Source organism: Gluconacetobacter diazotrophicus PA1 5 (assembly GCF_000021325.1).
Classification (GTDB): domain Bacteria; phylum Pseudomonadota; class Alphaproteobacteria; order Acetobacterales; family Acetobacteraceae; genus Gluconacetobacter; species Gluconacetobacter diazotrophicus.
In genome coordinates this window covers 3323484-3344574 of the sequence record NC_011365.1, presented here as the reverse complement: position 1 = coordinate 3344574, position 21091 = coordinate 3323484, and the positions used below count along the sequence as shown (strand labels likewise).

Genomic DNA, 21091 nt, shown 5'->3' with positions numbered 1-21091 from the left:
CGCTCAGATCATGGCGAGGGGAACCTTGCGTGCCGGCGGCGGGATCGAGCGGTCGATCGCGGCCAGGTCCTCGGCACTCAGCGCCAGTTCGGCCGCCGCGATGTTTTCACGCTGATGCGCCGGGCTGCCGGCCTTGGGAATCGCCACCAGATTGGGCTGGCGCAGCACCCAGGCCAGCGCCACCTGCGCCGGGGTCGCCGGACCCAGCGTGGTTTCGTGCCGCGCCGCGATCCGCGCCAGCACCGGCGCGCGCAGCAGGTCGCCCCCCTGCCCCAGCGGGGAATAGGCCATGGTCAGGACATGCCGGCGCCGGTCGGCCTCCAGCAGGTCGAATTCCACCCCGCGATAATCCAGGCTGTAGAGAACCTGGTTGGCGGCGCAGTGCACGCCCCCCGTGACGTGGGCCAGCGTGTCCATGTCGCCGGCATCGAAGTTCGATACGCCCCAGGCCCCGATCAGCCCCTCGTCCTTCAGCCGCTCGAACGCCTCGACCGTCTCCTCCAGCGGCACGGCGCCCTGCCAGTGCAGCAGGTACAGGTCGATCCGGTCCGTCCCCAGCCGCCGCAGCGAGGCCCGGCAATGTTCCGGCACCTGCCGGCGCGAGGCGTTGGAGGGCACGATCTTCGTGACCAGGTAGACCTCGTCCCGGCGTCCGGCGATCGCCTCGCCGACCAGGCTTTCGGATCGCCCGCTGCCATACATCTCCGCGGTATCGATCAGCCGCAGCCCCTGATCCAGCCCGCCTCGCAGGCTCTCGATCTCCTGCGCGCGCCGGTCGGCACGGTCGCCGAGCGCCCAGGTGCCCATGCCCAGGGCGGGAAGCCGCGTGCCGTCGGCCAATGTGACGGAACCCATCATGCCGGATCTCCTCCTGCCTGTGCCGGCCCGCCCATCAAGCCTTGCGGGCCCAGCCTTTTGCCTGCTGCTGCCAGTAGACGAGCGTATGCCCGGCCTCGCGGCATGTCACCCATCGCCGGCGCGCGGCTGCCACCGCATCCGCGTCGCTGCCGTCGAACAGGTCGAACACCCGTTCGAACGTCCCGGCATCCGGACAGACAACGCCGTCGATCGCAAAAAGATAGGTCGCGCCATTGGGCACGTCCGGGCCGTCGGTCAGCCAGATCGGCTGCAGCGCACCATGGCCCATGGCGGCGCTGCCATGCGGCAGCCAGACCGGATCGGCGGATTGCCACAGCGCCTCGTCCATCGCCTTCACCCGCGCCGCGTCGCCGCACCGCAGGACGGCACGCCGCCCGGCATCCAGCGTGCGCCCCAGCAGGGCCGGCAGCGCCTGTTCCACCGGGGTCCGCGTCAGATGATAGAAGCCGATTTCCGCCATGCTTCCCTTTCCCCTGGAGTGTGTCCGCATTCCCTAACAGGCTGTCGGATTGGGCGCTGCCGTAGTGATGAGTGATGGCGACGACGGCGTTTATGCGGCCGTCAGTCGCGTGATCCTACGGCAATTATATGCGAGGGCGACGAGCGTCCATTCTGTTGCGACGTTGGGGAGGCCACGGAGATGGAAACGGGTGAAGCCCATGGCGCTCTTGATGATACCGAAGACCGGTTCGACGGTCTGCTTGCGTAAGGCGTAAAGGGCTTTTGCCGGGTTCTGTTGCAGCCTGGCCTTCATTTCCAGGCGCCAGGGCTCGGTGATCCGGCGCGGCTCCCTGGGTGGCGGTTCTGGCCGGAAGTCATAAGGGCGCCGATTCACAGGGCGTCCGATGGCGACCAGCGGGTCCACGCCGCTGGCCTGCAACGTTTCGACGGCTTTGCCGCTGGCGAAACCCGTGTCGGCGAGGACGGTTCGTGGCAGGCCGATCCTCTCCTCCATACCCAGGATGGTGGCGGCGAAGCTGGGCGCGTCCGCCGTCGTCGCAACGACGCCATTTTCCAAGATCAACTGGCTGCCCTCGGCACAAACCACGGCCTGGGCATTGTAGGCTTGCCGGTATTCATGCGCGTCGGAGCGGCGCATCAGCTTGCTGTCCGGATCGGTCAGGTTGATCTGCCGGTCTGGTGGCGGTTCATCGTCCGGTTCTTTCGGCGGCCGACCGCGCCGTCCCCGCTTCGCATCAAAAGCTGCCTTCTTGCGCTCATATTCTGGTCGGGCGGTCTTGGCCTGCTCGCGGGCTTCCGCCTCCAGTCGCGCACAGGCTTCATCCAGCTTTGCCTTCAGAGCCTCCCGCCGGGCCAGTTCCTCCGGCAACGCCTGATGATCCACATCGGTTGTATCCGCCGCCTCTGCCCGTTCCATCAGGGTGGAGATATCGGTGGCCAGTTTCTCGCGCAGCTCTTTCGCGCGATCATAACGAATGGAACGGTATTTCGAGGCATTGGCATCGATCTTCGTGCCGTCGATCGACACCGTGCCAAGCCGCACCAGTCCCGTCTCGCGTGCCAGCAGGAGTACATGCATGAACGCTGCCTCGATCGCCGTGCGGTTGCCGCGCCGGAACGTCGCGATCGTGTCATGGTCAGGATGCAGGTTCGCCGCCACAAAGCGCATACCGATATCACGATATGTCGCCCGTTCGATCCGACGCGATGAGAACACGCCGTTCGCATAGGCGTAAATCAGCAGCGCCAGCATCAGGCGCGGATGATACTGCGCCTTGCCGCCAGTCCGCACAGGAACGGAAAATGCCCTCAACGGCACCCGCTCTACCGCCGCCACGATGAAATGCGCCACATCGTCCGACGGCAGCCATGACTTCAGATCCGGCGGCAGAAGATACGGCTGCGATCGATCAAACGGAATGAAGCTGCTCATCCTGAAAGCTTACCGCAGATCGCCAGAGCCAGGTACCCCAACCCGACAGCCTGCTAAAGCGTGTCCGGGAACGTAGGCTGGTGAGCGAGAACGGCCCGCAAGGCCGCGCCCGGCGTGTGTCTGCGAGCACCGGAGCGCAACAGACGCGCGCCGGATCGCCACCAGCGCGCGTTTCCGGACACGCTACTCATGGTACTCGCGGACGAACTGGTCCAGCAGCCGCACGCCGAAGCCCGATGCGCCCTTCGGGGTGCAGGGCACGCCCTTCTTCGCCCAGGCGGTCCCGGCGATGTCCAGATGGGCCCAGGGCACGTCGTTGACGAAGTATTCCAGGAACTTGGCGGCGGTGATTGCCCCCGCCGGCCGGCCGCCGACATTCTTCAGGTCCGCGATATCGGACTTGATCTGCTCGCGATAGGAATCGGACAGCGGCATGCGCCACAGAAGCTCGCCGGTTTCCTCGCCCGCCGCCAGCAGATGCCCCGCCAGCGCGTCGTCGTTCGAGAACAGCCCCGCGTGCCCATGCCCCAGGCTGACGACGATCGCCCCGGTCAGGGTCGCCAGGTCGACCATCAGGCGCGGCTTGAAGCGGCCCTGCACGTACCAGAGCACATCCGCCAGGACCAGGCGCCCCTCGGCATCGGTGTTGATGACCTCGACCGTCTGGCCGGACAGGGTCCGCACCACATCGCCGGGCCGCTGGGCGTTGCCGGCCAGCATGTTCTCGACCAGCCCGACCGCGCCCACGACATTGACGCGCGCGCCCCGTCCCGCCAGGGCCGCCATCAGCCCCACCACGGCGGCCGCGCCGGCCATGTCGGTCTTCATCTCCTCCATCCCGGCGGCGGGCTTGATCGAGATGCCGCCGGAATCGAAGGTCACACCCTTGCCGATGAAGGCCAGAGGCGCGGCGTCCGCCTCGCCGCCGTTCCAGCGCATGATGACGGTGCGCGGCGGCGCGTCGCTGGCCTGGGCGACGCCCAGCAGCGCGCCGAAGCCCAGATCCGCCATCGCGTCGCGGTCCAGGATCTCGACCTCCACGCCCAGGTCGCGCAGATCCTCGATCCGGGCCGCGAATTCGGGGGGACGCAGCACGTTCGCCGGTTCGCTGACCAGGTCGCGGGCCAGGCAGATGCCCCGCGTCACCGCCGAGAGGTCGGTCCACGCCGCCGCCTGCCCGGCGTCCGGTGCCAGGATCGTGATCTCCTCCAGCCGCCAGCGCGACTCCTCGGCCGGGCGGGTCTGGTAGCGGTCGAAGCGATAGGCCTCCAGCGCCGCGCCATGGGCCACATGGGCCAGCAGTTCGGACGGGACGGCATCGGCCGCGACCCACGCCGCCTCGGCCAGGGTGCCCAGTGCCTTCACCGCGGCGGCCGATGCGGTCTCGACGACCCGCACGCCGATCTCCGCCGCCTTGCCCAGCCCGACCAGCACGATCCGGTCGAACCCGCCCCCGGGCGCCAGCAGCATGCAGGTCCGCCCCCTGGTGAAGCGGAACGACGAGGCCTCGACCGCGCGGGTCAGCGCGCCGCCGGTCGCCGAATCGGCGGCGGTGAAGGAGGCCGGACGCGGGCCGTCCTCGGACACCAGAAGGGCCAGGGTGCCGTCGGCCGGAAGGGCGGCGGATGAAAAACCTGTCTGCAGCATGAGGGCGCTCCGGGTGGGGTTGCGGGGGACGGCGGGTCCCTCGATTTTGCCGGGCAGAATGCCCCATGCGCGGCCGTCTGTCCAAAACATGCGCCGACACTGCCCGCGCGCGCGAAAGGCGCATGACGCGCGGCGGGGAGTAAGCTAATGCCAAGGCATGACGCATTCATCCTCTCTCCTGCAGGCTGGCGACCAGGCGCTGCTGGACCTGGCGACCCGACTGGCCGACGAGGCCGCCGCCCTGATCCGCGCCATCCGCGCGCGCGGGTTCGAAACCGTCACGAAGTCGGATTCGTCCCCGGTGACCGAAGCCGACCACGCCGCCGAGGCTCACATCCTGGCCGGGCTGCGCGCCGCGTTCCCGCACATCCCGGTCATTGCCGAGGAAGAGGCCGCCGCCGGTATCCGCGTCGCGGGCGGCAAGACGTTCTGGCTGGTCGATCCGCTGGACGGCACGAGGGAATTCGCCGCGGGCCGCGACGATTTCACCGTCAATATCGGGCTGGTCCGCAACGGCCGCGCCGTGCTGGGCGCGGTCGCCCTTCCGGCCTATCACCAGCTCTATGCCGCCCATGTCGCCACCGGCGCCATGCGCATCGACGCGGACGGCACCCACGCGATCCATGCCCGCCCGGCACCCGGGGAAGGGCTGACGGTGCTGGCGTCGCGCCATTACGCCGACGATCCGCGCCTGGCATCGTTCCTGGGGGGGCACCGGATCGCGCATCTGGGCAATATCGGGTCCGCCGCGAAGTTCATCCGCGTGGCGGAAGGCGCGGCCGATCTCTACCCCCGGCTGGGCACGACCATGGAATGGGACACCGCCGCCCCGCAGGCCGTGGTCGAGGCCGCGGGCGGCAGCGTCGCCCTGCTGGACGGCACGCCCCTGCGCTACGGGAAGCCCGACTGGCGCAACCCGCATTTTATATGTGCGGGAAAGCGGGAGCATTCATGAGCGCACCGCGTTATGATCCAACCGAACCAACGGCTTGAGCGGACGGGCAGAGGAGTCATGACAGAGCGTCTGGAGGCAAACGACGCCGGCATCGCCCGGGCGGCCGATCTGCTGCGGGCGGGGGGATTGGTGGCATTCGGGACCGAGACCGTCTACGGCCTGGGCGCGGACGCCACCAACGACACCGCCGTGGCACGCATCTTCGCCGCCAAGGAACGCCCGCGCTTCAACCCGCTGATCAGCCATTTCCCCGATGCCGAGGCGGCCTTCGCCCAGGCCGCGCCCAACGACGTGGCGCGGCGCCTGGCCGAACGGTTCTGGCCCGGGCCGCTGACGATGGTGCTGCCGCGCCAGCCAGGCAGCACCATTTCGGACCTCGCCGCCGCCGGCCTGCCGTCGGTGGCGGTGCGCGTGCCGCGCGGCGCCATCACCACCGCCCTGCTGCGCGCCGTGGGCCGGCCGGTGGCGGCGCCTTCGGCCAACCTGTCGGGCCGGGTCAGCCCCTCGGACGCCTATCACGTGCTGCGGGGCCTGTCCGGCCGCATCGATGCGGTCCTGGATTCCGGCCCCTGTCCGGTCGGGGTCGAAAGCACGGTGCTGGACCTGACGGGCACCGCGCCGATGCTGCTGCGTCCCGGCGGCGTGACGGTCGAGGCGTTGAGCGAGGTCTGCGGCCCGATCTCGCACCCCGACGATTATGCCGACACGCTGCCGCTGTCGCCCGGCCGCCTGGCCTCGCACTACGCCCCGGGCCTGCCGGTGCGGCTGGACGCCCATGACGTGGCGGCGGACGAGGCCCTGCTGGCCTTCGGGCCGGAACTGCCCGGCGCCGGCCTGGTGTGGAACCTCAGCCCCGCCGGACGGCTGGACGAGGCCGCCGCCCGCCTGTTCGCCGGCCTGCGCTTCCTGGACAGCGAGGGCGCGCGGCGCGGCCTGGTCCGCATCGCCGCGATGCCGATCCCGCGCGTCGGGCTGGGCATGGCCATCCGCGACCGGCTGCGCCGCGCGGCCTCTCCCCGGCCGGCATGACGGGACACCCGCATGACGACCGTTCCCCTTCCCGCTGATCCGTGGCCATGAGCGACAAGTTCGACCCCAAGGAACTGAAGATCCTGTCGGATATCCTGGCCCTGGTGCTGGAGGAACATCCGGGACAGTCCGCGAACGCGCTCGACGCGCTGCGCAACCGCGCGCGGCGGAACGGCACCACGGGCGGCGCGCTGAAGAACCTGTTCACGGCCATCGCGCCCAGCCCGCCGCCCCGCGCGCAGCCCCGTCCCCGCGCGCCGCGCGGCGCGGGGGCCGCCGCAAGCGCGACGGAAATGCAGGCCGCCCGGGTCCGGATTTCCCAACTGACCGAAAGCCTCAACCGGCTCGACATCGACCTGCGCCATGCCCGCGCCCGGGCCGAGGAACTGCGCTCGCAGCTCTACCTGACCCAGCAGGCGCGGGCGGAAACCCAGGCCGCCCTGTCGGTCATGCAGGCACGGCCCATGCCCCGACGCCGGTCGATCGTCGTCCTGGCCTTCGCCGTGGGCGCCCTGGCCGGGATCGCCGGCATGGCCGGCATGGAATTCCTGCACGCCCTGGATACCCCGACCGCGCCCTACAGCGCCACCGCGCTGAAATAGGCCTCATTACTTTTCCCGGAATCATTGCATGACCGCCTGCCCCGCCCCGACCGCCGACCTGCTGGACCGTCTGGCACATCTGCTGGGTCCCTCGGGCATCCTGACCGCCCCGTCGGACACCGATCCGTACTGCACGGACTGGCGGGCGCTCTATCACGGCCGCACCGCCGCCGTGCTGCGCCCCGCCGACACCGCCGAACTGGCCCAGGCGGTCACGCTGTGCGCCCAGGCGGGGGTGGCGATGGTGCCGCAGGGGGGCAACACAAGCATGGTGGGGGGCGCCACCCCGGACGACAGCGGGCGCGAGGTCGTGATCTGCCTGTCGCGCATGAACCGCGTGCGCCGGATCGATCCGCTGGACCACACGATGGAAGTCGAGGCCGGGGTGACGCTGAAGGCCGCGCAGGACGCCGCGCGCGAGGCCGGGCTGATGCTGCCGCTGTCGATTTCATCGGAAGGCTCGGCCCAGATCGGCGGCGTGCTGGCCACCAATGCCGGCGGCAACAACACCGTGCGCTACGGCAACGCGCGGGAACTGGTCCTGGGGCTGGAGGTCGTGCTGCCGGACGGCAGCGTGTTCCACGGGCTGCGCCGCCTGCGCAAGGACAACACCGGATACGCCCTGCGCCAGCTGTTCGTGGGGTCCGAGGGCACGCTGGGCTTCATCACCGCCGCCATCCTGCAGCTTCAGCCGCAGCCGCGCGCGACCGAGGCCGCCCTGTGCGCGGTCGCCGACGCCAAGGGCGCGCTGGCGCTGTTCGCGGCCTTCCGCGCGCAGGACCCGGCGCTGATCCAGGCGTTCGAATACATGTCCGGCGCCGGCATGGACCTGGTCACGCGACTGGTCCCGGGCGCCAGCCTGCCGCTGGCCGAACCGGCACCGGCCTACGTGCTGGTCGAACTGGCCACCCCGCGCGCCAATGCCGACCTGCGCGGGGCGCTGGAGGACGTGCTGGGCGCGGCGCTGGAGGACGGCACGGTCACCGATGCGGTGATCGCCGAGAGCGAGGGCCAGCGCATGGCCCTGTGGAAGCTGCGCGAGGAACATGCCGAGGCCCAGCGCCGCGCCGGCGCCAGCGTGAAGAACGACGTCTCGGTCCCGGTCTCGCACGTGCCGGAACTGATCGACCGGGCCACCGCCGCCTGCGCGGCCCTGATCCCGGGCATCCGCCCGGCGCCGTTCGGCCATATCGGCGACGGGAACATCCATTTCAACCTGGTCCAGCCCGAAGGCATGGACCCGGCCGCCTTCCTGGCACTGGACCACCGGATCATGGATACGGTGGGGGCCATCGTGCGCGACCTGGACGGCTCCTTCTCCGCCGAACACGGGGTGGGGCGGCTGAAGCCCTACATGATGCCGGACTGGCGCGGCGGCGCCGAACTGGCCACGATGCGCCGGATCAAGGACGCGATCGACCCGCGCGGCCTGCTGAACCCCGGCGCCATATTTCCCCCCGATACGGGGAATCCGGCCCGCGTGACCCCGGACGCATGACCCCGGACGATCCGGCTGCATAACAGTCGTATAGCACCTATGCCGCGGGGCTTTCGCCGGGCCCCCGGCGGGGCTACACATGCGTATGTCGTTCGCCCGATCCGTCACCCGACTGCAGCCGAGATCGCGCCTGCCGATGCTCGACCGCTATGTCCTGCGGCAATTGCTCGTGGCCCTGCTGGCCACGACGGGCGGCCTGTCGGCGCTGATCTGGCTGACCCAGTCGCTGCATTTCGTCTCGCTGGTGGTCGAGCGCGGGCTGTCGCTGCGGGTCTTCATCGGGCTGACCAGCCTGCTGGTCCCCTCCTTCGTCGCCGTCATCCTGCCGATCACGACCTTCATCGTCGTGCAGTTCGTCTATCAGCGGCTGGCCGGGGACAGGGAACTGACGGTCATGCGCGCCGCCGGCCTGTCGCCCTTCTTCATCGCGCGGGCGGGGCTGCTCTGCGCCACCATCTCGGTGGTGTCGTGCATGATCCTGAACATCTGGATCGTGCCGCTGTCCTTCCATGCCTTCAAGCAGTACGAATTCCAGATCCGCAACCGAATGGCGGCCTTCATGCTGCAGGAGGGCGTGTTCACCCCCGTATCGCCCACCATGACCGTCTATGTCCGCTCCCGCGATCGCGACGGTACGCTGCACGGCATCGTGGTCGAGGACGACCGCCAGCCCGACAATCCGTCGACCGTCCTGGCCCAGCGCGGCACGATGCTGGTCGTCGACAACCAGCCGCGCGTGGTCCTGTATGACGGCTCGCGGCAGGAGATCGACCGCAAGAGCGGACGGCTGAACGTCCTGACCTTCAGCCGCAACACGATCGACCTGACATCCTCCCGCGGGGACCAGGCGCGCTTTCGCGACGCGACGGAAATGTCGCTGCATGAACTGCTGCACCCCGACCCGCAGGAGGTCGCCCCCCGCGACCGCGGCAAGTTCGCGGTCGAGGCCTGGCGCCGGCTGACCGCGCCGTTCACCGCGTTCTCCTTCGCCATGGTCGGGCTGGTCGCCGTGCTGCGGGGCGCCTTCTCCCGCCATGGCAACATCATCCGCCCGGCGGTCGCGATCCTCAGCGTCGTCAGCCTGCTGGCGCTCAGCCTGATGGTGCAGAACCTGGCCAGCCGCAATACCAGCCTGATCCCCCTGATGTGGGTCGAGGCGATCCTGCCCGGGATCGCCTGCGCGCTGATGCTGTTCCTGCCGGAACTGAAATGGCGCGATGCCGGCGCCCAGCCCGGCCTCGACGCGCCGGCCATGACGGAAACGGGCCGGTCATGACGGTTTCCGTCACCCTGTCCTTCTATATCGCCCGGCAGTTCACGCTGGCGGTCATGGCGATGATCCTGTCGCTGACGGGGCTGGTCTCGCTGTTCGATTTCATCGACCTGCTGCGCCGCGTGGCCACCCGGCCCGACGTGCCGACCAGCCTGGCCAGCGAGATCGCGCTGCTGCACGTCCCCTATTTCATGATCGAGATCCTGCCCTTCGGCGTGCTGCTGGGCGGGATCGTGTGCTTCTGGCGGCTGACCCGGTCGTCCGAGCTGATCGTGGCGCGCGCGGCCGGGATTTCGGCCTGGCAGTTCCTGACCGGCCCGCTGTCCTGCGCGCTGCTGATCGGCATCCTGGCCACCGGGGCCCTGTCGCCGCTGTCGTCCATCATGTATCGCCAGGCGGAAACGCTGGACCACGTCTATCTGCGCAGCGGCGGCCCGCTGAACCTGTCGGACGGCGCGCTGTGGCTGCGCCAGGCCGATTCCGGCCTGGTTCCCCACGGGGTCGCGATCCTGCATGCCCGCAGCGTCCACCTGCAGGGCGGGGTCCTGCGGATCGGCGGCATCAGCCTGTTCCGGCTGGACGATACCGACCATCTGATCGTCCGGATCGAAGCCCCCGAGGGCTATCTCGGCCGGAAGGTCTGGATTTTCCAGGATGCCAGGACGATCCGCCCCGACCGCCTGCCCGTCCCGGCGGGCCGGTTCGTCATGCCGACCGACCTGACCGTTCCCCGCGTGCAGGAAAGCTTCGCCTCGCCCGACACGCTGTCGGTCTGGGCGCTGCCCGGCTTCATCGCCCTGCTGGAACGTTCGGGCTTTTCGTCCATCCGCCACCGGCTGCATTTCCAGACCCTGCTGACATTGCCCATCCTGGCCGGCACCATGGCGCTGGTGGCGGCGGGCTTTTCGATGCGGCCGACGCGGCGCGGCGGCGTCGCGCGCATGATCGGCAGCGGCGTCGCCGCGGGGTTCGCCCTCTTCACGATCTCGAAGGTGGCCGCGCAATTCGGCGAATCCGGGGCGATGCCGCCGCTGCTGGCCGCCTGGGCCCCGACCGGAGCAGGACTCTGCCTTGCAGTTTCTCTGCTGCTTCATCTAGAAGACGGATGATGCCGATCCTGATGTCCCGTCGCCTGTTTCGCCCTGCCCGGGGCCAGCGTTCGCAGGCGCGTGGCACATTGCTGGCTGCCGGCCTGCTGGGCAGCACGTTCCTGGGCGCGGTCATCCAGGTTCACCGCGCCCATGCGCAGGTCCAGGCCAAGCCGATCAAGATCACGACCGGCAGCCCCATGTCGCAGTCGGCCCCCGTCACGTTCCAGGCGGACACCGTCACCTACGACAACGCGCGGGGCATCGTGACCTGGACCGGCAACGTCCAGATCTGGCAGGAAGACCACGTCCTGCGCGCCGATACGGTGACGTACGACCGCAATACCGGCATCGCCGCCGCCCACGGCCACGTCGCGATGGTGGAACCCGACGGCACGGTCATCTTCAGCGACTACGCCGAACTCAGCAACGGCATGCGCGACGGCATCATGACCCGCCTGCATATGCTGATGACCGAAAACGCCAAGCTGGCGGCCAACGGCATGCGGCGCACCGGGGCCAAGGTCAACGACATGGCGCGCGCCGTCTACACGGCCTGCAACATCTGCGCCCAGCATCCCGAACGGCCGCCCTTCTGGCAGTTGCGGGCCTATGACGCGATCGACGATACCGAACACAAGCGCATCGACTTCCGTGACGCCTATCTGGACATGTTCGGCATTCCGGTCATGTACATGCCCGCCTTTTCGATGTCCGACCCGTCGGTCAAGCGGCAGAGCGGCTTCCTGACGCCGGGGATCACGCCGCATGACCGCTATCTGGGCGCCTATGTCACCATCCCCTATTACTGGGTGATCGACAAACAGTCCGACATGACGATCCAGGGTCTGCTGTCCACCCGGACGGGCCCCCAGGTCAGCACCCAGTACCGCAACGCGCTGAATTTCGGCACGCTGAACATCCTGGCCGGCCTGGCCTACGACACCAACCGCCAGGGGTCGTACGTGAACACCTTCGGCAACACCACGGGCACGTCCGACGAGCACGGCATACAGGGCTACATCTTCGCCCAGGCGCAGGCGTCGATCACGCGCGCCTGGCGCGCGGGGGCGAACATCAACCTGGCCACGTCGGCCGACTACATGCGCGACTATCGCGTGTCCGGCTACGGCCAGGAAATGCTGACCTCGAACGTCTATCTCGAAGGGTTCGGAACCGGGTCCTATTCGCGCGTCGACGCCCAGGCCTACCAGGGCCTGAACCAGGGCGTCATCCGCGACAACGAACTGCCGTGGGTGCTGCCGCGCTACACCTACAGCTATTTCGGCCAGCCCGACGCGTGGGGCGGCCGGCTGGCGGTGGATACCACCGATTTCTACGTCTATCGCGCATCCGGCGTCTCGGACCAGCGCGGGCAGCTCTCGCTGAACTGGGACCGGCCGTTCCGCAACCATCTGGGCCAGCTCTGGAAGCTGACCCTGCACCTGGAATCGGCCATCCACCGGGCGACCAGCCTGAACCAGCAGCCGATCTACGCCCCGACCACGACCCGCCAGCAGATCACGGGCCAGGTCCTGCCGACGGTCGCGCTGAAGATGAACTGGCCGTTCCTGCGGGGCTTCATGAACGGCAAGGGCACCCAGATCCTAGAACCCATCGCCCAGGTCATCGCGGCGCCCAACACCGGCAACAGCCGCAACAGCAACCTGCCGAACGAAGACAGCCTGTCCTACGAATTCACCGATTCGACGCTGTTCGCGATCAACCGCTACCCGGGGACCGACCGGCTGGACGGCGGCCTGCGCGGCAATTTCGGCGTGCATGGCAACTGGACGTGGAACGGGCATGAAATCGATACGCTGGTCGGCGAAAGCCTCCAGGAGCATATCGACCACAACCGCATTCCCTATTCCGGGCTGAACCACCATTTTTCCGACGTGGTGGCGCGCGCGCGCTTCGCGCCGAACCAGTATATCGACTTCACCGGCCGCACCCGGATCGACCCGTATGCCGGCCGGATCGATTTCGGCGACGCGCTGGTCAGCACCGGGGTAAAGCATTTCCACCTGACCAGCGGCTATGTCTACGAACCGGTGACGCCGTATTATTATTATGCCACCAACATCCAGACGGCGAGCCCCAACGCGGCCTATTATGTGCGCACGAACGAGGTGACGGTCGGTGCCAACACCAACTGGCAGAACTACAGCCTGTCGGCCTTCGTCCGCCGCAGCCTGTCGCGCCAGCAATTCGTCAGCATGGGCGGCAACGCCGGCTACAACAATGACTGTTTCGGCTTCAACCTGATGTATATCAAGCAATATACGTCGATCGGCGGCCAACAGCGCAATTCGACCATCATGTTCACCCTGACCTTCAAGACCATCGGTGCCTTTGGTATTCGTGGCTGATCCGATGCGTGAGAGACCGAGCAGAATGCGACGCCGCCCCACCAAGACCGGTTTTTCCTCGAATGTCATGGCATGCCTGCTGGCGGCCGGGCTGGCGGCCGTCGCCGGCGGCCCGGCGCTGGCCGCCCGCCATGCGCCCCCCCCCGCTTCCGCCCATTCATCCGACCAGTCGGACGCGACGAGCCAGGATGCGATCATCGCCATCATCGACGGCACGCTGCTGACCCGCCGGGACGTGGACAATCGCGGACGGCTGTTCGCGCTGTCGGCGGGCCTGACGCTCAGCGACGACGTCATGGCCCGGCTGCGGCCGCAGATCCTCCGGCAGCTGATCGACGAGCGCCTGCGGCAGAACGAGATGCTCTCGCGCCACATCAACGTGTCGCCCGACCAGATCGCCGCCTCGATCGCCGACATCGAACGCCGGAACGGCATGCCGAAGAACGCCCTGCGCGACCGGCTGGCCCAGGACGGAATTTCGCTGACCACCATGATCGACCAGATCCGCGTGCAACTGGGCTGGTCGCAGGTGCTGCGCGAGGAAATGGGAACCCGCGGCCGCATCACCGCGGCCGAGATCTCCCAGCGCGAGGAGGCCCTGCGGCACGAGGACGGCAAGCCGCAATACCTGATCAGCGAAATCTTCATCCCGGTCGACGATCCCCGCCATTCCGAGGACGAGCTGAAATTCACCCAGACCATCATCCAGGAACTGCGCAACGGCGCGCCGTTCCCCATCGTGGCGGCCCAGTTCTCGCAGAACCAGGCGGCGCTCGAAGGCGGATTGATGGGCTGGGTGCAGGAGGACAGCCTGGACCCGCAGGTCGTCGAAATCGCCAAGGCCATGCCGCCCGGCGCCATTTCCAACCCGATCCGCGTCGCGGGCGGCTATGTCATCGCGACGCTGAACGGCCGCCGCGTGATCGGTCACCAGATGGGCACGCTGGTGTCGCTGCGCGAGGCGTTCATTCCCTTCACCACGCCCCTGGACCCGCAGGCGCCGAGCGAGCAGCAGCGCGATGCGCTGAAGCAGGCGCAGCAGATTTCCACGACCGTGCATTCGTGCCCGGAGCTTGAGGCGATCAACCACAAATTCGGCGACAAGCACCCGTCCAATCCGGGCGACGTGCAGCTCGAACGCGTCAACGAGCAGATGCAGAAGGTCCTGACCGGCCTGACCCCGGGCCAGGCCAGCCATCCGCTGGTGGCCCCCGACGGTATCGCGGTGCTGATGGTCTGCTCCCGCCAGCAGAAGAACTTCGCCCAGCAGACCCCCAGCGACATCGCCGACCAGCTGATGAACGAACGGGCGGAACAGACGTCGCGCCAGCTGGATCGCGACCTGCATCGCCGCGCCATCATCGAAATGCGCTCGAAGGTATGAGGCAGCCGCTCTGACCACTCCACCCCTGCCCGGTAGCCAGCCGTTGCTGGAACCGCTGCGCGACGTGATCGCCCGCCACGGGCTGGATGCGCGCAAGGCCCTGGGCCAGCACTTCCTGCTGGACCCCGGCATCACCGCACGCATCGCCGCCCTGGCCGGGGACCTGACGGGCCGGCATGTCGTCGAGGTCGGCCCCGGCCCCGGCGGCCTGACCCGTGCCCTGCTGGACAGCCCGGCCGAGACGGTCACGGCGGTGGAAGTCGATGCGCGCGCGGTCGCGATCATCGCCGAACTGGCCACCCTGTTCCCGGGCCGCCTGCACCTGGTCGAGGCCGACGCGACGCGCCAGGACCTGACGCGGCTCTGCCCCGCCCCGCGCCAGGTCGTCGCCAACCTGCCCTATAATGTCGGCACGCCGCTGCTGGTCGGCTGGCTGCGCCAGGCATCGGCCTGGGAACGGCTGACCCTGATGTTCCAGATGGAAGTCGCCGAGCGGATCTGCGCCGCCCCCGACAGCGCCCAGTACGGCCGCCTGGCCGTGCTGGCGCAATGGACCTGCCGGTGCGCCCTGGTCATGCGCATCCCCCCCGGCGCGTTTTCGCCGCCGCCCAAGGTCTATTCCGCCGTCGTCAGCCTGATCCCCCACGCGACCCAGCCCGACCCCGCCCTGTTCCGCGCCATGGAACAGGTCACGGCGGCGGCGTTCGGCCAGCGGCGCAAGATGCTGCGCGGCTCCCTGCGCCCGATCGGCGGCGAAGCCCTGCTGGCCGCCGCCGGCATCGACGGCGCCCGCCGGGCGGAAACGCTGGATATCGCGGAGTTCGACCTTCTGGCGCGGTGCCACGCGGAAAGGCAGGGGCTCCCCCCCTGACCCGCCAAAGGGCTCGGCCCTTTGGAAACCCGGTCGTTTTTCTTCCTACCCTGCCCTGGCCCGGCTACGCACGCGCGGGCGGCGCGTCGCCGCCGCGTCGCGTTCCACATCGACCATATAGTCGCGCGTCAGCGGCACGGCGTCGATCGACCGTGTGATCTGGAGCTGGAAATTCATGTGCCCCTGCACGCGGAAGGACAGTTCCGCCGCAGCCAGATAGAATTCGAACATCCGGCAGAACCGTTCATCGTACATCGCGGCGACCCGCTCGCGATTGGCGGCGAAGCGGTCGCGCCACAGCGCGATGGTCTTGGCGTAATGCAGGCGCAGGATCTCGCAATCCGTCACCCACAGGCCGGATTTTTCGATCGCCGCGAAGGTTTCGCTCAGCGCGGGCGAATAGCCGCCGGGAAAGATGTAGCGATCGATCCAGGGATTGGTCGAACCCGGCCCGTCATGCCGCCCGATGGAATGCAGCAGCATGACCCCGTCCGGAGCCAGGATATTCGCCACGAGGTCGAAGAACTGGCGATAATGGCCGATCCCCACATGCTCGAACATGCCGACCGATACGATGCGGTCGAAACGCCGCGTCACGGCCCGGTAATCCACCAGTTCGAACCGCACCCGGTCCGCCAACCCCTCGTCCCGTGCCCGCTGCCGCGCCACGCCAAGCTGTTCCTCGGACAGGGTGATGCCGGTGACCCGTGCGCCGTACTCCCGCGCCAGCGTCAGCGCCATGCCACCCCAGCCGCATCCGATATCCAGCACTTCCAGGCCCGGGCGGTCCAGCCGCAGCTTGGCGGCGATATGGCGCTTCTTCGCCACCTGCGCCTCTTCCAGCGTCTCGTCCCCACGCGGAAAATAGGCACAGGAATATTGGCGGTCGCTGTCCAGGAACAGGTCGTACAGCGCACCGTTCAGGTCGTAATGGTGCGCGACATTGCGCCGTGCGCGGGACGCCGGATTGAACTGCGTCCAGGTCCGCTTGCCGTAGCGGATCACCGCCGCCACCGATTCGCCGATATGGCCGGCCTGCATGCTGTTGGCCATCAGGACGTCCAGCAGGTCGTACAGCGTGCAGCCCGTGGGCACGACCAGACCGTCCATATAGGCTTCGCCGAACGCCAGGCCGGGATTGACGATCAGGCGCCGCTCGACCGACGGGGAGAGAATGCGCATCGCCGCGACTGGCCCAGGCGTGCCGACATAGGTCCGCCGCGTGCCGTCGGAATAGACGACGTCCAGCCGCCCCAGCGAGATGAAACTGCGAAAGATCCTGTCTATCAAGGGCGTCATGGACTCACCTCTCTTCTTTCGGCCGGGCCCGAAGCATGAAGGGTCCGGATCGATCCGTAAAGAACCGGTGATGACGCTTTGCGTGCCTTTTCAAAGACAAAGGCCCGGAAGAGCATGCTCTTCCGGGCCTTTGCGACAGAACGGAAACGGAAAGGATCAGGCTTCCGCCGGAGCTTCCACCGTTTCCTCGAGCGCTTCCTCGACGAAGCCCGAGGGCTCCTCCTTCTCGACGCCGATCTCTTCGCCACGGGCCTGGCGCTCGGCTTCTTCTTCCGAACGGGCCACGTTCACCGTGACGGGGATCGAAACTTCCGGATGCAGCGCGACGCGGACGTCGTACAGGCCCAGTTGCTTGATCGGGTTTTCCAGGATCACCTGCGTGCGGGCGACCGTCAGGCCGGCCGCCGTCGCCGCCTCGGCGATGTCGCGGGTCGTGACCGAGCCGTACAGGCTGCCGCTGTCGCCGGCCTGGCGGATCAGCACGACGGACAGGCCGTGCATGCGCTCGGACAGGCGCTCGGCCTCCTCGCGGCGCTTCAGGTTCAGCGCCTCGAGCTGCACGCGCTCGCGCTCGAAGCGCTCGCGGTTCAGGGCGTTGGCACGGATCGCCTTGCCCTGCGGCAGCAGGAAGTTACGGGCATAGCCCGGCTTCACCTTCACGACGTCGCCCATCTGCCCCAGGTTTTCGACGCGCTGGAGCAGGATCAGTTCTACTGCGGACATGATCTGCCTCCCTCAGCCGACAATGTAGGGCAGAAGCGCCATGAAACGGGCCCGCTTGATCGCCTGGGCCAGCTCGCGCTGCTTCTTCGCGGACACCGCGGTGATGCGGCTGGGGACGATCTTGCCGCGCTCGGACAGGAAGCGGCTGAGCAGGCGAACGTCCTTGTAGTCGATCTTCGGCGCGTTGGGGCCGGAGAACGGGCAGGACTTGCGGCGACGATAGAACGGCCGGCGCGCACCCACGGCCGTGCGACGGGCGGCGGGGTTGATTTCAGTGGTCTCGGACATGGATTCTTACTCCGCTTCGCCGTCGGTGTCGCGCCCGTCTTCACGCTCGTTGCGTGCCCGGAACTCCTCGCGATCGTCGTAGCCGCGACGGGCACCGCCGGCACCGCCACGTCCGCTTTCAAAGCGGCCGGCCGGCTTCGGACCACGGAAGCCGCGCTCGCGCTCGTCGCCCTTGCGGGACAGGATCACGGACGGCGCCTCGTCGATCTCGTCGACGCGCAGGGTCAGGACGCGCATCACGTCCTCGTTCAGGCCGAGCTGGCGCTCGATTTCCTTGATCGTCTCCGGCTTCGCATCCAGACCCAGGAGCATGTAGTGCCCCTTGCGGTTCTTCTTGATGCGGTAGGCCAGGCTGCGCAGGCCCCAATATTCGCGCTTCTTCACAGCGCCGCCATCGGTTTCCAGCAGCGCGGCGATCCCGTCGGCGACGGCCTCGACCTGCTGCTGCGATACATCGTTACGTGCGATGAACACGGTCTCATATAACGGCATGGGAACTCCCTTCGGATAAGGTCAACCCGACCGTTCCGGACCCGGTCCGGACGGCGCCCCTCCCGCGGGGCATGGGTATAGCCGGGGCGATGCCGCGTCCCGGCAGGGAAGGTGCGGTGTGAAGCACAAACCCCGGCCGACCACAAGGGGAAACTGCCGAAAAGCCGAATTCGGGCGGCCGGTGGATCAGGGGCGCAGGGCCCGGGGAACCGTCAGCCCCAGCCGGTCGGGAATGTCCCAGACCTCGCGCACCGTGCGCACGGGCCGGAATCCGGCCCGCAGATAGGTCTCCATCGCCCTGGGATGGTCGGCGGTGCAGGTATTCACCCGCACGCTGTCGGGGTGGAAGGCCCAGGCCGCGTCCAGGGCGGCCCGCAGGAAGGCATGGCCGATCCCATGCCCGATCTGGCCGGGCATCAGGCCGAAATAGGCCAGGTTGACCTCATCCGGCTGGGTCCGGTCCAGTTCGAAGAAGCCGCAGACCTGCTCGCCGCGCCACAGGACGTGGACCAGCACGCCCGGGTCGCGCAGCAGCGCCGCCAGTTCCCGGTCGGGCACGACGCGGCGCAGCCACCAGCAATAATCCTTGCCCACCCCGTCATACAGGCGGCGATAGAACGCAACGCCCGGCGCCGGCTGATGCACGATGCGGTAGCCTTCCGGCAGGGCAGGCGCCGGACCGGATGGCGGGGCGTCCATGCACAGGAAGGTCACGTCGACAACGGCCCGGGTCGCCGGCCCGGAGTCCGCCCGCGCGTCTCCGACGGACGCGACCATGGCCCGGCGAATCAGTTGTCGTCCAGGAACGAGCGCAGCTTGCGGCTGCGGCTCGGGTGCTTCAGCTTGCGCAACGCCTTCGCCTCGATCTGGCGGATGCGCTCGCGCGTCACGTTGAACTGCTGGCCCACCTCTTCCAGGGTGTGGTCGGTGTTCATGCCGATGCCGAAGCGCATGCGCAGCACGCGTTCCTCACGCGGGGTCAGCGAGGACAGGACCCGCGTCGTGGCTTCGCGCAGGTTGGTCTGGATCGCGGCGTCCAGCGGGATGACCGCCGTCTTGTCCTCGATGAAATCGCCCAGGTGGCTGTCTTCCTCGTCACCGATCGGCGTTTCCAGCGAGATCGGTTCCTTGGCGATCTTCAGGACCTTGCGCACCTTCTCCAGCGGCATGCCCAGCTTTTCGGCCAGTTCCTCGGGCGCGGGCTCGCGTCCGATCTCATGCAGCATCTGGCGCGACGTGCGGACCAGCTTGTTGATGGTCTCGATCATATGGACCGGGATGCGGATCGTGCGGGCCTGGTCGGCGATCGACCGGGTGATCGCCTGGCGGATCCACCACGTGGCATAGGTCGAGAACTTGTAGCCCCGGCGATATTCGAACTTATCCACCGCCTTCATCAGGCCGATATTGCCCTCCTGGATCAGGTCCAGGAACTGCAACCCGCGATTGGTATATTTCTTGGCGATCGAGATCACCAGGCGCAGGTTCGCCTCGATCATCTCCTTCTTCGCGCGGGCCGAATCGCGCTCGCCGCGCGACACGGTGGCGTAGACGCGGCGGAATTCGCCGACCGGCAGGCCGGTTTCCTGCGACAGGGATGCGACCTGGCCGCGCAGGTCCAGCACCGACGCCGAATGCTTGGCGACGAAATTCTTCCACGCCTTGCCCGGCAGGGCGGACACCATGTCCATCCAGCCCGGGTCCAGCTCGCTGCCGCGATACTTGATCAGGAAGTCCTCGCGCGAGACCTTGGTGCTCTCGGCCAGGCGCAGCATGCGCCCTTCCAGCCCGTTCAGCCGCTGGAAGATTTCCTTCAGGTGCTGCACCAGCACCTCGATGCGGGTGTTGTGCAGGTGGACCTGCTGCACCTTGCCCACCAGTTCCTCGCGCAGCTTCTCGTACGATTTCTCGGACTTGTCCGACATCTCGGCGCCCGAGGTCAGGGTCTCCAGCCGCTTCGACTGCAGCTTCTGCAGCCGGGAATACAGTTCCTCGATTTCCTCGAACTGCGCCAGGATCTCGGGCTTCAGCTTTTCTTCCAGCGCGGACAGCGACAGGCCGGCGCTGTCGCCTTCCTCGCCGTCCTCGCTCTCGGGGGCCGCGTCGAAGCTGCCGTCTTCCTGCTCGCCGCCCTCGGCGCCGGCCTCGGCTTCGGCGCCGCCGGACTGCATGGCCTCCAGGTCCACGATGTCGCGCAGCAGCATCTCGCCCGCCTTCAGGCGCTCGTGCCACGAAATGATGGCGCGGAAGGTCAGCGGGCTTTCGCACAGGCCGCCGATCATCTCGTCGCGGCCGGCCTCGATCCGCTTGGCGATGGCGATTTCGCCCTCGCGCGACAGCAGTTCGACGGACCCCATCTCGCGCAGGTACATGCGCACCGGGTCGTCGGTACGGCCCAGGCTCTCGGTATCGACGTTGCCCGCGGCACCCCCGGCTTCCTCGCCCTCGGTGTCGGCCTCCTCGGCCTTCTCCTCGCGATTGGCCTCGCTGTCGTCGTTATCCTCGTTCTCGACGACCTGGATGCCCATTTCGGACAGGACCGCCATCACATCCTCGATCTGCTCCGACGACATCTGATCCTGGGGCAGGACGGCGTTCAGCTCGTCGAAGGTGATGTACCCCCGTTCCTTGCCCCGTGCGATCAGTCTCTTGACGGCTCCGGATTGGGTATCCAGCAGAGTGGTGTCGTTGTCCTGATCGCCAGCAGTCGCTTCCGAACCCGCGGCTGTCTTTGTCGCCATCGCCTGCCCTATCCTCAACCGCTAAAGCGCCCTCGCCTGTGTCATGCAACGGCGTC

At 68.0% G+C, this 21091-nt stretch carries 19 protein-coding genes; 9 read left to right on the top strand and 10 right to left on the bottom strand.

The genetic code is table 11. The features are described 5' to 3' along the window. Positions 1-3: 3 nt before the first annotated feature. From GDIA_RS15310 to GDIA_RS15295, 4 genes are all read right to left on the bottom strand, one after another. Complete coding sequence (locus GDIA_RS15310; RefSeq protein WP_012554720.1) at positions 4-858, bottom strand: aldo/keto reductase; 855 nt, start codon at positions 856-858, stop codon at positions 4-6. Positions 859-892: 34 nt separating this feature from the next. Further along, positions 893-1339, bottom strand: a complete 447-nt coding sequence (locus GDIA_RS15305) for a DNA polymerase III subunit chi (RefSeq protein WP_012227801.1) — start codon at positions 1337-1339, stop codon at positions 893-895. Between the two features lie 90 nt (positions 1340-1429). Continuing rightward, the gene (locus GDIA_RS15300; RefSeq protein ID WP_012223140.1) at positions 1430-2773 is read right to left on the bottom strand and encodes an IS1182-like element ISGdi13 family transposase; all 1344 of its coding nucleotides are present in this window, start codon (positions 2771-2773) and stop codon (positions 1430-1432) included. Between the two features lie 183 nt (positions 2774-2956). After that, on the bottom strand, positions 2957-4420 hold the full coding sequence (locus GDIA_RS15295; RefSeq protein WP_012554719.1) for a leucyl aminopeptidase: 1464 nt from the start codon (positions 4418-4420) through the stop codon (positions 2957-2959). A gap of 157 nt (positions 4421-4577) precedes the next feature. Between GDIA_RS15295 and cysQ the strand changes: the two genes are divergently transcribed. The 9 genes from cysQ to rsmA all read left to right on the top strand — a co-directional run bounded on the left by cysQ (position 4578) and on the right by rsmA (position 15492). Next, a complete protein-coding gene (gene cysQ / locus GDIA_RS15290; RefSeq protein ID WP_012227803.1) occupies positions 4578-5375 on the top strand; it encodes a 3'(2'),5'-bisphosphate nucleotidase CysQ in 798 nt (265 codons plus the stop codon). 57 nt (positions 5376-5432) lie between these two features. After that, positions 5433-6404, top strand: coding sequence for an L-threonylcarbamoyladenylate synthase (locus tag GDIA_RS15285; protein WP_012554718.1), 972 nt, complete (start codon positions 5433-5435; stop codon positions 6402-6404). 47 nt (positions 6405-6451) lie between these two features. Continuing rightward, positions 6452-7006, top strand: a complete 555-nt coding sequence (locus GDIA_RS15280) for a hypothetical protein (RefSeq protein ID WP_012554717.1) — start codon at positions 6452-6454, stop codon at positions 7004-7006. A gap of 28 nt (positions 7007-7034) precedes the next feature. Next, positions 7035-8504, top strand: a complete 1470-nt coding sequence (locus GDIA_RS15275; RefSeq protein ID WP_012227806.1) for an FAD-binding oxidoreductase — start codon at positions 7035-7037, stop codon at positions 8502-8504. Positions 8505-8583: 79 nt separating this feature from the next. Beyond that, entirely contained in the window at positions 8584-9780 is a 1197-nt protein-coding gene (gene lptF, locus GDIA_RS15270; protein ID WP_012227807.1) for an LPS export ABC transporter permease LptF, read from the top strand. Then, on the top strand, positions 9777-10886 hold the full coding sequence (gene lptG / locus GDIA_RS15265; protein ID WP_012227808.1) for an LPS export ABC transporter permease LptG: 1110 nt from the start codon (positions 9777-9779) through the stop codon (positions 10884-10886). Before lptF ends, lptG begins: the two co-directional genes overlap by 4 nt. Beyond that, the gene (locus GDIA_RS15260) at positions 10883-13237 is read left to right on the top strand and encodes an LPS-assembly protein LptD (RefSeq protein WP_012227809.1); all 2355 of its coding nucleotides are present in this window, start codon (positions 10883-10885) and stop codon (positions 13235-13237) included. The genes lptG and GDIA_RS15260 overlap by 4 nt, the downstream gene beginning before the upstream one ends. A gap of 25 nt (positions 13238-13262) precedes the next feature. Continuing rightward, the gene (locus GDIA_RS15255) at positions 13263-14621 is read left to right on the top strand and encodes a peptidylprolyl isomerase (protein ID WP_012554716.1); all 1359 of its coding nucleotides are present in this window, start codon (positions 13263-13265) and stop codon (positions 14619-14621) included. Between the two features lie 43 nt (positions 14622-14664). Beyond that, positions 14665-15492: a 16S rRNA (adenine(1518)-N(6)/adenine(1519)-N(6))-dimethyltransferase RsmA gene (rsmA, locus tag GDIA_RS15250; RefSeq protein WP_012227811.1), complete on the top strand. Its 828-nt coding sequence runs from the start codon at positions 14665-14667 to the stop codon at positions 15490-15492. Positions 15493-15537: 45 nt separating this feature from the next. Here rsmA and GDIA_RS15245 read toward each other — a convergent pair whose 3' ends face one another. From GDIA_RS15245 to rpoD, 6 genes are all read right to left on the bottom strand, one after another. Beyond that, positions 15538-16791, bottom strand: coding sequence for an SAM-dependent methyltransferase (locus tag GDIA_RS15245; RefSeq protein WP_012227812.1), 1254 nt, complete (start codon positions 16789-16791; stop codon positions 15538-15540). 156 nt (positions 16792-16947) lie between these two features. Further along, positions 16948-17514, bottom strand: a complete 567-nt coding sequence (gene rplI / locus GDIA_RS15240) for a 50S ribosomal protein L9 (RefSeq protein WP_012227813.1) — start codon at positions 17512-17514, stop codon at positions 16948-16950. A gap of 12 nt (positions 17515-17526) precedes the next feature. After that, positions 17527-17802, bottom strand: a complete 276-nt coding sequence (gene rpsR, locus GDIA_RS15235) for a 30S ribosomal protein S18 (protein ID WP_012227815.1) — start codon at positions 17800-17802, stop codon at positions 17527-17529. Between the two features lie 6 nt (positions 17803-17808). Further along, on the bottom strand, positions 17809-18294 hold the full coding sequence (rpsF, locus tag GDIA_RS15230) for a 30S ribosomal protein S6 (RefSeq protein WP_012227816.1): 486 nt from the start codon (positions 18292-18294) through the stop codon (positions 17809-17811). Between the two features lie 186 nt (positions 18295-18480). Further along, a complete protein-coding gene (locus GDIA_RS15225) occupies positions 18481-19071 on the bottom strand; it encodes a GNAT family N-acetyltransferase (RefSeq protein ID WP_012227817.1) in 591 nt (196 codons plus the stop codon). A gap of 11 nt (positions 19072-19082) precedes the next feature. Further along, a complete protein-coding gene (rpoD, locus tag GDIA_RS15220) occupies positions 19083-21035 on the bottom strand; it encodes an RNA polymerase sigma factor RpoD (RefSeq protein ID WP_012554715.1) in 1953 nt (650 codons plus the stop codon). Between the last annotated feature and the right edge of the window lie 56 nt (positions 21036-21091).

What these genes read in the sequence shown, in the direction of transcription:
- rpoD (WP_012554715.1), bottom strand. Translation starts at nt 21,035, where the DNA reads ATGGCGACAAAGACAGCCGCGGGTTCGGAAGCGACTGCTGGCGATCAG.
- GDIA_RS15310 (WP_012554720.1), bottom strand. Translation starts at nt 858, where the DNA reads ATGATGGGTTCCGTCACATTGGCCGACGGCACGCGGCTTCCCGCCCTG.
- GDIA_RS15295 (WP_012554719.1), bottom strand. Translation starts at nt 4,420, where the DNA reads ATGCTGCAGACAGGTTTTTCATCCGCCGCCCTTCCGGCCGACGGCACC.
- GDIA_RS15225 (WP_012227817.1), bottom strand. Translation starts at nt 19,071, where the DNA reads ATGGTCGCGTCCGTCGGAGACGCGCGGGCGGACTCCGGGCCGGCGACC.
- GDIA_RS15275 (WP_012227806.1), top strand. Translation starts at nt 7,035, where the DNA reads ATGACCGCCTGCCCCGCCCCGACCGCCGACCTGCTGGACCGTCTGGCA.
- GDIA_RS15255 (WP_012554716.1), top strand. Translation starts at nt 13,263, where the DNA reads ATGCGACGCCGCCCCACCAAGACCGGTTTTTCCTCGAATGTCATGGCA.
- GDIA_RS15305 (WP_012227801.1), bottom strand. Translation starts at nt 1,339, where the DNA reads ATGGCGGAAATCGGCTTCTATCATCTGACGCGGACCCCGGTGGAACAG.
- GDIA_RS15245 (WP_012227812.1), bottom strand. Translation starts at nt 16,791, where the DNA reads ATGACGCCCTTGATAGACAGGATCTTTCGCAGTTTCATCTCGCTGGGG.
- lptG (WP_012227808.1), top strand. Translation starts at nt 9,777, where the DNA reads ATGACGGTTTCCGTCACCCTGTCCTTCTATATCGCCCGGCAGTTCACG.
- lptF (WP_012227807.1), top strand. Translation starts at nt 8,584, where the DNA reads ATGCGTATGTCGTTCGCCCGATCCGTCACCCGACTGCAGCCGAGATCG.
- rpsR (WP_012227815.1), bottom strand. Translation starts at nt 17,802, where the DNA reads ATGTCCGAGACCACTGAAATCAACCCCGCCGCCCGTCGCACGGCCGTG.
- GDIA_RS15280 (WP_012554717.1), top strand. Translation starts at nt 6,452, where the DNA reads ATGAGCGACAAGTTCGACCCCAAGGAACTGAAGATCCTGTCGGATATC.
- rpsF (WP_012227816.1), bottom strand. Translation starts at nt 18,294, where the DNA reads ATGCCGTTATATGAGACCGTGTTCATCGCACGTAACGATGTATCGCAG.
- GDIA_RS15260 (WP_012227809.1), top strand. Translation starts at nt 10,883, where the DNA reads ATGATGCCGATCCTGATGTCCCGTCGCCTGTTTCGCCCTGCCCGGGGC.
- cysQ (WP_012227803.1), top strand. Translation starts at nt 4,578, where the DNA reads ATGACGCATTCATCCTCTCTCCTGCAGGCTGGCGACCAGGCGCTGCTG.
- GDIA_RS15285 (WP_012554718.1), top strand. Translation starts at nt 5,433, where the DNA reads ATGACAGAGCGTCTGGAGGCAAACGACGCCGGCATCGCCCGGGCGGCC.
- GDIA_RS15300 (WP_012223140.1), bottom strand. Translation starts at nt 2,773, where the DNA reads ATGAGCAGCTTCATTCCGTTTGATCGATCGCAGCCGTATCTTCTGCCG.
- rplI (WP_012227813.1), bottom strand. Translation starts at nt 17,514, where the DNA reads ATGTCCGCAGTAGAACTGATCCTGCTCCAGCGCGTCGAAAACCTGGGG.